This window comes from Desulfosarcina sp. (assembly GCF_055467485.1).
The window spans coordinates 41780-53034 of sequence record NZ_JBUOIV010000001.1; the positions used below are offsets into that span (position 1 = coordinate 41780).

General features: G+C 57.1%; 10 protein-coding genes. 6 read left to right on the top strand and 4 right to left on the bottom strand.

Annotated elements, in window-relative coordinates:
- Positions 1–88: 88 nt before the first annotated feature.
- The 4 genes from ACZCED_RS00215 to glpA all read right to left on the bottom strand — a co-directional run bounded on the left by ACZCED_RS00215 (position 89) and on the right by glpA (position 5671).
- Positions 89–961 carry a CoB--CoM heterodisulfide reductase iron-sulfur subunit B family protein gene (locus ACZCED_RS00215; protein WP_462971291.1) on the bottom strand — a complete coding sequence of 291 codons (873 nt, stop codon included), beginning with the start codon at positions 959–961 and terminating at the stop codon, positions 89–91.
- The gene (locus ACZCED_RS00220; protein ID WP_462971290.1) at positions 958–2640 is read right to left on the bottom strand and encodes a 4Fe-4S dicluster domain-containing protein; all 1683 of its coding nucleotides are present in this window, start codon (positions 2638–2640) and stop codon (positions 958–960) included. Before ACZCED_RS00220 ends, ACZCED_RS00215 begins: the two co-directional genes overlap by 4 nt.
- Positions 2641–2765: 125 nt before the next feature.
- Complete coding sequence (gene glpB / locus ACZCED_RS00225) at positions 2766–4064, bottom strand: glycerol-3-phosphate dehydrogenase subunit GlpB (protein ID WP_462971289.1); 1299 nt, start codon at positions 4062–4064, stop codon at positions 2766–2768.
- Positions 4065–4111: 47 nt separating this feature from the next.
- Positions 4112–5671 (bottom strand): anaerobic glycerol-3-phosphate dehydrogenase subunit GlpA, encoded by a 1560-nt coding sequence (gene glpA, locus ACZCED_RS00230; protein ID WP_464859954.1) that lies wholly within the window; start codon positions 5669–5671, stop codon positions 4112–4114.
- A 242-nt stretch (positions 5672–5913) separates the two neighbouring features.
- Here glpA and ACZCED_RS00235 point away from each other — a divergent pair, with 242 nt between their 5' ends.
- From ACZCED_RS00235 to ACZCED_RS00260, 6 genes are all read left to right on the top strand, one after another.
- Entirely contained in the window at positions 5914–6732 is an 819-nt protein-coding gene (locus tag ACZCED_RS00235) for a DeoR/GlpR family transcriptional regulator (protein WP_464859955.1), read from the top strand.
- A gap of 227 nt (positions 6733–6959) precedes the next feature.
- Positions 6960–8054 carry an ABC transporter ATP-binding protein gene (locus tag ACZCED_RS00240; protein ID WP_464859956.1) on the top strand — a complete coding sequence of 365 codons (1095 nt, stop codon included), beginning with the start codon at positions 6960–6962 and terminating at the stop codon, positions 8052–8054.
- A gap of 19 nt (positions 8055–8073) precedes the next feature.
- On the top strand, positions 8074–9159 hold the full coding sequence (locus ACZCED_RS00245) for an ABC transporter ATP-binding protein (protein ID WP_464859957.1): 1086 nt from the start codon (positions 8074–8076) through the stop codon (positions 9157–9159).
- 12 nt (positions 9160–9171) lie between these two features.
- On the top strand, positions 9172–10056 hold the full coding sequence (locus ACZCED_RS00250) for a carbohydrate ABC transporter permease (protein WP_462971285.1): 885 nt from the start codon (positions 9172–9174) through the stop codon (positions 10054–10056).
- Positions 10053–10856 carry a carbohydrate ABC transporter permease gene (locus tag ACZCED_RS00255; protein ID WP_462971284.1) on the top strand — a complete coding sequence of 268 codons (804 nt, stop codon included), beginning with the start codon at positions 10053–10055 and terminating at the stop codon, positions 10854–10856. Before ACZCED_RS00250 ends, ACZCED_RS00255 begins: the two co-directional genes overlap by 4 nt.
- Before the next feature lie 12 nt (positions 10857–10868).
- Positions 10869–11147: a DUF2160 domain-containing protein gene (locus tag ACZCED_RS00260; RefSeq protein ID WP_462971283.1), complete on the top strand. Its 279-nt coding sequence runs from the start codon at positions 10869–10871 to the stop codon at positions 11145–11147.
- Positions 11148–11255 lie beyond the last annotated feature (108 nt).

Genomic DNA, 11255 nt, shown 5'->3' on the forward strand with positions numbered 1-11255 from the left:
TTTTTGCCGAAGTTTGAACGGGTCGAGGGTTGAAAATGGATACCGTAACTGCGGCTGACTATTTCGCCGGACTCGGCCTATTTCAGTATCACTTCCCGGCTTTCGCTGTAAAGGTAGAAGCACCGGTTGATGTCATTGGATCAAGGCCCAGGTTTTCTGCCGGCAGATCCATGGACATGCCAAGCAGTTGAGGGAAGAGAATGGCCTTGAGCCTTCCCTGGGTCGGGTCCGCATGAGGGTGCTGGCGACGGGTTTCGTCGAATTGCAGCTGGCAATAGGTGCATGCCGAACAGAGCATCTCCGCACCGGCTTCCTGGGCCGATGCCAGTTTTTTTTCCATCAAGGCCAGGGCGAGTTTTTGGTTGTTGCCCCAGAGCGGGTTGCCGCAGCACTCGGTCCGCCGTGTCCAGAAGACCGGGGTTGCTCCGGTTACAGCGACCAACGCTTCAAAAAGATGGGGAGCCGTGGGGTTGTCGAATCCGGTGACCTCGGCCGGTCGCAAAGCGTGGCAGCCATAATGGGCGGCCACCTTGAGGCGTTCGAGCGGTGCGCGAACGTAATCCTGCAAGCGTCTCGTGCCCACCTTGCTATAGAGGAACGACAGGAGGTGGGTAACATCACTGCGATCGCTCCAATGCAGGTGTTCAGCGGATAGGTGACTATTGATGCGATCCCTCAGGGCAGGTTTGCGACGCAGCCAATAGAGGGCATGCTTGAAGCTGCCGAAACAGCATTTGCAGGGCGTCAGAATATCCACCCCCTGCGCTTCCGCCAATGCCAGATCACGGGCGGCCGATAGAAGGAAGGCGCTGAAATCCTGATGGCGGACCGGATAGCCGCAGCAGTTCAGATCCATATCGATCAGCTCGACCTCCAGAGCAGACAGGACCGATCGGGTTGAGCGATCATAGGCGGGCAAATGAAAAGGGATTTTACAGCCAGGAAAATAAAGCAGCTTCATGACGGCTCCCCCTCGGTGTTGACACGGGATCGCCGTGCGGCTTTCATTCGTGACCAGCCGCGATTGCGCAGTTCATAAAGCACGTCGGCCACACGGATATGCTGAGGGCAGTGCTCCTGGCACTGATAACAGGTAACGCAGGCCCAGACCATGCGGGAAGCCAATGCCAGTTCCTTCTGCTGCATGCGCAGCAGATTGGTGACCAGATGAGGGCCGATCTCGGGATCCAGGTCGGGTTCGGTGGCGGCGGCCACCACGGGGCAGACGCTGGTGCAGACCGCACATTGGACGCAGGCCTGGAAGGTGGACGGGTCGTCGCACAACTCCATTGTGTCTTCTTTGGCTGCAGACGAACCCTCCGCGGTCATTGCCAGCAGCAGCGCCCCGGAGGGGGTCCGCACCGCCCGGGCGTGCAAATCGGGAAAACCCTGGTCGGCCAGGCTCGCTTTGGACGCTCGCCATAGGTCTTGAAGGTCCAACCCCGATGGACAAACCTGAGTGCATCGGTAGCATTCGGTACAGATGAAGCTGCCCTCGGAGAAGGTTTCCAAGCGCACCGCCGGCAGGTCGCGGAAGGATATCTTGGCCAGGGCAATCAGCTTTTCAGAAGGTAGGATTTCACGGTTGCCGATGATCTGGGCGCTGGGCGCCACGCTGCAGACCCGGCTGCAGGCCCCGCAATGCGTACAGCCGTCCAGAGACAGCACACGCCGGGTTTTGAGGTTTAGGGGGAGCGATGCCTCCGCAGGGCCCACGGCCCGCAGTGCCAGCGTCAGCGGTGTCGTCAACAGGTGTCTGAATTTGGTAAAGGGCAGCAGTGCCAGGGTGGCGAAGCAAACCAAGTAGTGCAGGTGCCGAAGCAGTTCATCCGCCCGCATTCGGTTGAGTGCGGCGGCGGCCGGTTTGATCAGGATGGCGACGGGCAGGGAGGCGAAGGCCGCCGTGGGGCGGCTGTGGCAGACCGCACAGTTCTCCTCGTTGATCTCTCGCCCCACTTCGAGCAGTTCAGGCGAGATCTCCGGCGCTGGATCGAAGACCACATGATAGTCCCTGGCCCACACGGCCCTCAGCGGTACCACTTCTTCGGCATCATCGCTGCGCAGGTAATCGTCGACCATCTCATCGAAAATCGGCTGGGAGACGATCTGAGTCGCTTCGAGCAGAAAGCCGGAGAGGATCATCAACAACAGGAGCAGCAAAGGCAGCAAATCGTTTCGGCCGGTGATCTTTTTCTGGGCGGGGATCTTGAGGCGGCGTACCAGGGCGATGCTCACCCCCGCAAGGACGATGACCCCAAAAAAATTGCGCAGGAAGAAATATGGGTTTAAGGTAGAGGCGTAATCGGAGAAGAGGCGCAGGGTGACCATGTCTTCCAAAGCGTGAAATACCAGCAGGAGCCCGAAGCCCCAGAAGATGAGCATGTGCATCAGCCAGCGTAGGCGGTGCCTCTTAAACAGGTCGACCTGAAACAGAACGTCGCGCAATACGGCCATCAAGACCATCGGCAGGCGGCGGTTGAAGATAGCCACGGCCAATCCCCGCAGAGCTGCAACGGTGCGTTGACCAACCGAGCCCGGAGCCTCGGGACCAATGTCGATGGTGAACCATTGCTTCAGCCGCCAAAGCAACCCGGCGAAGCAGATCAGGAGCGACAGATACAGCGTTGTTTCAAACAGCATGAGGTCCCTTTACCATTAAGATCGTACCTGTCCACGGTCGGCACCGTTCAACCGGATGCCCACTTGGCGGCCAACCCGATTCATTGAAACCCCCATGGCTGCCATCATCGCCAAACCGGCAGGGATTAGGACGACTTTGCGACCTGCTGCGCGATGGCCTGAACCGCCCCCCAGGCGCTGGCCACCGCCAGCCCGACGCCCGATTTGGTCCGCATCCAGTCCTGGTGGGCCAGAATGGAGCCCGCTGCATAGAGACGCTCATGCACGACCTGGCCATTGGCGTCAACGGGTTGGAAATGGGCATCGGTTTCGATACCGGCCCGGCTGACGGCATGCCCTTGGGGCGCCAGGAACGTTTCCGCGTACCACTCGTTCCGATGCCTTGGCTGATGCACAGGCAGATTGAACAGGGCTTCGTGAATGCCATCCCGTTCTGGAGTCAGGCCTTTGCCAATGAAGCGGCCCGTGGCCAGCAATACCCGATCGGCCAGGACGCCGTGCTCGGCTGTGCTATTGCCGATCTGTAGTTCAAAGCCGCCGCCTGCTACAGACCGGGCGTCGAGCACGCGGAGATGATAATGCGCCTCGACGGTCAGCGCCGGCAAGTGCTGCTCGAAAGCCTCCTTGAGGCGCAGACCAGTAATGGCTGGCGGCATGGTCGGGATCTCAAACACCCTTGCATTGAGGCATTTCTCAATGTCGGCCAAGATTTCAGATGTTTTATAGATGCCCAGGACGGCGGGCAAGCCCACAAAGCCGACCCCTTTGACATGAGGTGCGATGGCGGCTGCAAACCGCTTACGTTCAGCTTCTACTTCGAGCATTCGGGCAACATGTTCGGGGTATTTGGGTCCATGCACGCTGGTGCCAGGAACGTCGATGGTGGCGGTTCTCAGGCCGGGCCAGGCCTGGCCCAGCGTCTCGACCATCTGGCGGGCGCTGAAACCCCTCAAGCCAACCAGATCGACGATCAGGCAGGGAGCCTTGGCGGCCAGGGCCTGGCTGCCTGCCCACATGCTTTCCGGTACGCGATAGGTTCGTTTGACAGTACCTACAGGGGTCAACAAGGTGGTGTTGCGATCCAGGTGCCCTTTGTAGGGCAGCCCGATCTCCGCCAGGTAACCGGTCAGGGTATCCATGGCTGCGCGGATCGCGTCGGGCGCCAGTCGCGCATATGGGTGCTGGGGTTCAGCGGTCACCAATTCGTTCAAGGCGTCCCATGGATCGTCTCGCTCGAGGCGTGCTTCTGGGGGATAGACCCCTAGCAGGTCAAAGACTCCGCTGGCATAGATCACCTCTCCGGTGAGGCCTGCCTGAACGACGCGGAGGCCCTGTTTGGCGGCAAAAAGCGTGGCGGCCATTCCTGCCATTCCTGCGCCGATGACCATCAGCTGGCATTTGGTATTGTCGGATGACATCTGCATAAGGAGATATACCTCAACAGGCGGGACGGGCTGCCTTGCGGGCAATTCTATTCAGTAAGCTCTAACCCATAGAGACCGCAATGCAGCGCCTCTTGCAATTCCGCCTGGGACACGGCCTGCCCCCACAGTATGGGTTGTATCCCTCGCCATCGCTCGTTGAGAAAATCGCGCAACTCGTCAATCCCCTGATCGGCGGTCAACAGTCCTTCGTTGTATAGGTGAGCTGTCATCCGCAAGCTGCAGAACGCCCCCTGGCAAGGGCCTTTGCCCACACGGCTGCGCTGGCCCAGCTCACGCAGGCTTGGTCGTTCGCCCTCTTCCTGAATTTTGGCGGAAATCTCGTCGACAACGCTGGTCGGTACCATTTCGCATTCGCAAAGAAGCAGGTCCGATGGATTTTTTTTCTGAAACCACATCTTGGGGGTCAGCCCAGCTTCTGTCCACCTGCCCGAGTTGGTTGCCGGAAGCGGCTTGGTGCGGGTCTGGCAGGCTTCGCCAACCCCCAGGAGCGCGCAGACCCGATCAGCTGTTTTCTCGGCCATCAATCGATAGGTGGTCAGTTTACCCCCGGTGATGGTCAGGAAGTTGCTGATCCCGTCTTCGCTGTGATCGATGAGGGCAAACCCCCGGCTGACCGCTCGATCATCGGTGGTGGGTGCTAACTGGACCAGAGGCCGCACACCGGCATACGCTCGGATAAAGCGTGTTTCGGCCAGTTTAGGAATCAGGGCGATGCCGTCCGGTAGCATCGCGTCGATCTCCGCCACTGTCGGGCGTTTTTTTTCAGGATCGTCGATGCGCACAGACGTGGTCCCAAAGATGGACACCGTACCGCCCGGAACCAGGATATCTCCGTCGGTGGCCTTGCGCAAGCGATTGATGACCCGGTGGGACAGGCGGTTCTGGGTAATTATAAGGCTGCCCTGGGAGTAGAGCATGTTGATCCTGGGGCCAGCCATAGCGGCCACTTTACCGGCCCAGGCGCCGGTGGCGTTGACGATCACATCGGCAGTGATGGTGATGCGTTCGCCCGTGCGGCAGTTTACCAAATGGGCGCGATTGATACGTGCACCTGTTTTTTCGAAGCTCACAATCTTGGTATTGCGCAGGACCGTCGCGCCGTGGGCCTGGGCGTCGGCCAGATTGTCCAGCGACAGCTTGAACGGATCCACGCATGCATCCGGTACGCTGTAGACCGCGATGGTTTCCGGTGAAAGGACCGGCTCCAATTCGAGGGCGTCTTTGATCTCTATCGCCCGTGCGTCAATTCCGCACTGGCCGCAGCGATCGGCAAAGTCGGCTATGTAAGCCTCGTCATCGCCGGCAACGGCCACGAACAGGCCACCGGTTGTCTCAACACAGTGGGGTGCCAGCCGTTTGATCAGTTCGCTTTCCTCGCGACACTCCTTTGCCGAGGCTGGGTCGGATGCGATGTAGCGGGCACCGCTGTGCAATAGCCCGTGGTTGCCTCCTGAAGCACCGGCATTGATGTCCTGTTTTTCAACCAGAAGGCAGCCAACGCCGCGAAGGGCGAGATCCCGGGCCAGCCCAGTACCGGTGGCGCCGCCACCGATGATCAACACCTGTGTTTCAGAGGACTGGTCCATTTCGTTCCCGCAATTGCGGTCATGGTCGATGCCTGAACGCAATGACAAAAGGTTTCACTTGTGAAAAACACGCTCGAATGGTACACTAACGAACACATTTCAAATGTCATTACAACAAACTTAATAAAAAGTACCATACAAGATGTTGTTTGTCACCAATAATTGTTCGTTTTAGACCAATCATGGCCGCATTATTTCTAAAACGAAAACATTTTATCTCCTCCTATCGGAAGTCGTGTAACATGACAGGCAAAAAAGCGCCGACCGGCCCACCATCCCAAACAATGACGACCGGAAAAGTGGCCCCGGTTCGCAAAAGGCACGATAAAATAACAAAGATGGTCCGGTCTCAGGGATTTGTAACCATTGAAGCCTTGGCCCAGGCCTTTTCGGTGACGCCACAGACCATCCGTAGGGACATCAATTCGCTAAGCGAAAAGGGCCAATTGTGTCGATACCATGGCGGAGCCGCCATTCCCACCTCCACCGAAAATGTGGCTTATAACGAACGAAAAGTGCTCTGCTTCCGCGAAAAGCAGAAAATTGCCCAACTGCTCGCCCAACATATACCAGACAACGTCTCCTTGTTCATCAATATCGGCACCACCACCGAGGCCGTCGCCCACGCCCTGTGCAACCACAAACGCCTGCGAGTAATTACCAACAACCTCAACGTCGCCGCCATCATGAGTACAAATGAAAACTTCGAGGTGATCGTCACTGGCGGCATGGTACGCCAACGGGATAAGGGCATCATCGGCGTCGCCACCATCGATTTTATCAGTCAATTCAAGGTAGATTACGGCATTATAGGCATCAGCGGTATCGATATCGACGGAACCCTTCTGGATTTCGACTATCGCGAAGTGCGGGCGGCAAGGGCCATTATCGACAACTCGCGAAGTGTGTTTCTAGCCGCCGATCATACCAAGTTCGGCAGAAATGCCATGGTCCGTCTGGGAAACATCGCCGAAATCGACAGCCTGTTTACGGACCGTCGGCCGCCTTCCGGGCTGGCAGAAATCATCGCCGCATCGGAAGTCGAACTCCACGTCGTCTGACGGGTATGCCTGCGGCCGAACGCAAGACCAACCGGGTTTAACGGCAGGAGTTACCGGCAAGCCTGTCTTTTCGCTTACGAAAGCGGCTTTTTACTTAATACGCGTATAGTCTCTATGAATTTTCACTTGCGAAAACAAAAGTGGGATGTTAATTTAATTGTGATCGACCCTCTTCTCTTTTCATATCCGAACCATAGCGCAATATCTGCAGAATCGGAGTCAGAACGATGCGCTTGATGCTCCAGAATGTCAGCAAAGTGGTGGGTGGAGAAACACATCTCCGAAAGATAGATCTTGCGTTTGAGGAGGGATCCCGAAACGTACTGCTGGGCCGAACCCTTTCCGGCAAGACCTCCCTGTTGCGTGTCATGGCCGGACTGGACCGGCCTACCAGCGGCAAAATTATCATAGACGGCCAGGACGTTACCGGTGTTTCCGTGAGAAAACGAAGCATCGCCATGGTCTATCAGCAGTTCATCAACTACCCTTCCTTGACTGTCTACAACAACATCGCCTCTCCCCTTAAGATTAGCGGCATCCCGAAAAAGGAGCTGGACCGACGGGTGCGCGAGACAGCGGAAATGCTCCACCTGGAGGACATGTTGGACCGGATTCCCGCGGAGCTGTCCGGCGGCCAGCAGCAGCGCACGGCCATCGCCCGCGCACTGGTTAAAGATGCCCAGTTGCTGCTTTTGGACGAGCCTCTGGTCAACCTTGACTACAAGCTTCGGGAAGAGCTTCGCGTGGAGCTTCAGGAGATTTTCCGTAAACGATCCGCCATCGTGGTGTATACCACGACCGAGCCTTCCGAGGCGCTGATGCTGGGCGGCAATGTCGTGGTCCTTGACGAGGGGAGGATTCTGCAGACCGGCGCGACGACCGGCGTGTATCAGTGTCCGGAAACCCTGAGAGTTGCAGAAGTTTTCAGCGACCCACCCATCAACGCCCTCGACAGTGTGGTGAAAGACGGTGAAGCCGTCATGGGAGACGACATCCCGATCCCCCTGACCGGGCACCTTGCCGATCTTGCATCCGGAGCATACCGCTTTGCCTTCCGATCCAACCACCTGTGGCTTTGCAGCCAAAGAGACGGAGACATCGCCATTACCGGCAAGGTAGAGTTGGCCGAAATCAATGGTTCGGAAACCTTTATTTATGTCCATCGTGGGAAAAGCGCTTTTGTGGTACAGCAGGATGGGGTGCACCCCTTTTCCATGGGCAACAATGTCACCGTGTTCATCAACCCCATGCACCTTTTTGTCTACGACACAGCCGGCCGGCTGGTGGCCGCTCCCCCAGCCGCCGCCGGTTATTCGTCATAGCGATAGCCAGGAGAACGCCATGGCGCGCATAGAATTCGACCACATCGCCCACGCCTATTACCCGAACCCCACAGCGTTATCGGATTATGCACTCAAGGAAATCAATGCCGTGTGGGAAGACGGAGGGGCCTACGCACTCCTCGGCCCTTCCGGCTGCGGCAAGACCACGTTGCTCAATGTGATTTCCGGACTGCTGAAACCCAGCAAGGGCCGGGTGCTTTACGACGGCATCGATGTGACCGACCGCCCCCCGGAAAAGCGCAACATCGCCCAGGTGTTCCAGTTTCCGGTGCTTTACGACACCATGAGCGTTTTCGACAATCTGGCGTTTCCGTTAAAAAACCGGGGCTTCAATAGGGCGGACACCGTTCGGCGGGTGCAGGAAGTGGCCGAAATCCTCGACTTGACACCGGATCTTGAGAAAAAAGCAGCCGGCCTGAGTGCCGATGCCAAGCAGAAAATATCCCTGGGCCGCGGCCTGGTAAGAAGCGATGTGGCGGCGGTACTCTTCGATGAACCTCTCACGGTCATCGATCCCCATTTGAAATGGCACCTTCGGCGCAAGCTCAAGGAGATCCACGAGCAGCTGAAACTTACGCTGATCTATGTCACGCACGACCAGGTGGAGGCGCTGACCTTTGCGGATCAGGTGATTCTCATGTACGAAGGCGAAATCGTTCAGGTCGGCACACCGGAGGAGCTTTTCGAAAATCCGCGGCACAAATTCGTCGGTTATTTTATCGGAAGCCCCGGAATGAATTTTCTGCCCTGTGTCCTTGAGGGCCATGAGGCCAAGGTCGACGGGATATCCATCGCATTGGAACCGGAAACGGCCGCGTTGGGGGTTAAGGCCAGAGGGGCGCTGGAGCTGGGCATCCGTCCCATGCACTTAGAGGTACACGGATCGCCCGTCGACGGCGGAGTGCCGGCGACCATGAAGGCGGTGGAAGACCAGGGCAGCTTCAAGATTCTGACGGCTCTCCTGAATGGACACACCGTGAGAGCCCGCGTACCCGAAGGATATCCGGTTCCGCAAAATCAGGTTTGGCTGAGGTTTCCGCCGCAGCGGACCAAACTTTTTGCCGACGAACGGCTGGTCAGATAAAGGGAGGACCCCATGGAAAAATGGGCGGACAACAAAGCGTGGTTCCTGGTGCTGCCGGTTTTCGTCGTCGTGGCCTTCAGCGCCATCATCCCGCTGATGACTGTGGTCAACTATTCGATCCAAGACATCTTCGGCCCGGGCAATGCTGTCTTCGTGGGGACCGAATGGTTCAAGCAGATGTTGACCGACTATCGCCTGCACGACGCCTTGTGGCGGCAATTTCTGTTCTCCGGGCTGGTACTGCTTATCGAAATACCGTTAGGCATACTGATCGCGCTGGCCATGCCCAAAAAGGGCTGGGGCGTCTCAGCCAGCCTGGTAACGCTGGCCATCCCTCTGTTGATTCCATGGAATGTAATCGGCACCATTTGGATCATCTTCACCCGGCCGGATATCGGTTTGTTCGGCGTAGGGATCAACAGCCTGGATCTTCTCAGCGTCCCCTTTGACCATACCGCCAGACCGTCTTACGCATGGGTCACCCTGATGGCCATGGAGGTCTGGCACTGGACGCCGCTGGTGGCGTTGCTCTGTTATGCGGGTCTGCGAGCCATCCCGGAAGCCTATTACCAGGCCGCTAAAATTGACGGCGCCTCGGCCTGGGCGGTCTTTCGCTATATCCAATTGCCAAAGATGCGCGGCGTATTGACCATCGCCGTGCTGCTGAGATGGATGGACAGCTTTCTCATCTACGCCGAACCCTTTGCACTGACTGGCGGCGGCCCTGGAAACTCAACCACCTTCCTGTCCATCTACCTGGTCAAACTGGCAACCGGCCAGTTTGACCTCGGTCCTGCAGCGGCCTTTTCCCTGATTTATTTTCTCATCGTTCTGCTGTTCAGCTTTATCTTCTACCAAGCGCTGCTGAATGTCGGGAAAGGAGAAAAAGTCTCATGAAAATCAAAAAGAGAACCTTTGCTTTACTCTTCTATTTCATCATCCTCGTTGTGCCCATATACTGGATGCTCAACATGTCTTTGCGAAGCAATGCAGACATACTGAGCACGTTTTCCCTCTACCCGGCCGACATCACTTTTGAAAACTACATCAAGATCTTCACGGATCAAACCTGGTATTCGGGCTATATCAACGCCATGATCTACGTCAGTCTGAACACCGTCATGTCCCTGGCTTTTGCCCTGCCCGCGGCCTACGCCTTTTCCCGGTTTAAATTCCTCGGCGATGGGCAGATGTTTTTTTGGCTGCTGACCAACCGAATGGCTCCGCCGGCGGTTTTTCTGTTGCCCTATTTTCAGCTTTACTCGACCGTCAACCTGATCGACACCCATATCGCCGTGGCCTTGGCGCACTGCCTGTTCAATGTCCCGCTGGCGGTTTGGATCTTAGAGGGGTTCATGTCCGGCATCCCCAAAGAGATCGACGAAACCGCCTTTATCGACGGGTACTCCTTCCCGCGGTTTTTTTTCACGATCTTTATTCCGCTGATCCGGGCGGGTGTGGGTGTGACCGCTTTTTTCTGCTTCATGTTCAGCTGGGTCGAGCTCTTGTTTGCCCGGACGCTCACGGTTACCGAGGCAAAACCGATTGTCGCCACCATGACCCGAACCATTAGTGCAACCGGCCTGGACTGGGGCCTGCTGGCAGCCAATGGCATCCTCACCATCGTTCCGGGTGCCCTGGTCATCTGGTTCGTACGCAATCATCTGGCCAAAGGATTTGCATTGGGTCGCGTCTAAGGGGGAATCAGCATGCGTTTCGAATGGATGTATTGGACCGTCCCGACAGCGATTTTCTTTACCACCATCTTCCTGATGATCGCCGGCATGCTCGTCTGGGAGCTGGTGTCGCCAACCGTTGAGCGTCGCGGATTCTTGAAGATCCCGACGACAAGGGGAACGCGATTTTTTGTCGGTTTGTTGGGCACCGCCTATATCCACCTGGCCTGGCTAGGGTTCACGGATCTGAATTTATGGTTTGCACTTCCCATTTCAGCGGTCTGGGTGGTTATCATGATGCGCTGGGGATAAACCGTTGTCTTAAGACCACCAGCAATCCAGCACCGCGTATCAAAAGAGGACGTGTCTCCGTCGATGGGCGATCTCAGCCTTCACGCCCGCGATTCCGTCCGACAGTCC

Excerpts from the sequence above, each read along its gene's own strand:
- ACZCED_RS00215 (WP_462971291.1), bottom strand. The coding sequence starts at position 961 with ATGAAGCTGCTTTATTTTCCTGGCTGTAAAATCCCTTTTCATTTGCCC.
- ACZCED_RS00235 (WP_464859955.1), top strand. The coding sequence starts at position 5,914 with ATGACAGGCAAAAAAGCGCCGACCGGCCCACCATCCCAAACAATGACG.
- ACZCED_RS00240 (WP_464859956.1), top strand. The coding sequence starts at position 6,960 with ATGCGCTTGATGCTCCAGAATGTCAGCAAAGTGGTGGGTGGAGAAACA.
- glpA (WP_464859954.1), bottom strand. The coding sequence starts at position 5,671 with ATGGACCAGTCCTCTGAAACACAGGTGTTGATCATCGGTGGCGGCGCC.
- ACZCED_RS00245 (WP_464859957.1), top strand. The coding sequence starts at position 8,074 with ATGGCGCGCATAGAATTCGACCACATCGCCCACGCCTATTACCCGAAC.
- glpB (WP_462971289.1), bottom strand. The coding sequence starts at position 4,064 with ATGCAGATGTCATCCGACAATACCAAATGCCAGCTGATGGTCATCGGC.
- ACZCED_RS00255 (WP_462971284.1), top strand. The coding sequence starts at position 10,053 with ATGAAAATCAAAAAGAGAACCTTTGCTTTACTCTTCTATTTCATCATC.
- ACZCED_RS00220 (WP_462971290.1), bottom strand. The coding sequence starts at position 2,640 with ATGCTGTTTGAAACAACGCTGTATCTGTCGCTCCTGATCTGCTTCGCC.
- ACZCED_RS00250 (WP_462971285.1), top strand. The coding sequence starts at position 9,172 with ATGGAAAAATGGGCGGACAACAAAGCGTGGTTCCTGGTGCTGCCGGTT.
- ACZCED_RS00260 (WP_462971283.1), top strand. The coding sequence starts at position 10,869 with ATGCGTTTCGAATGGATGTATTGGACCGTCCCGACAGCGATTTTCTTT.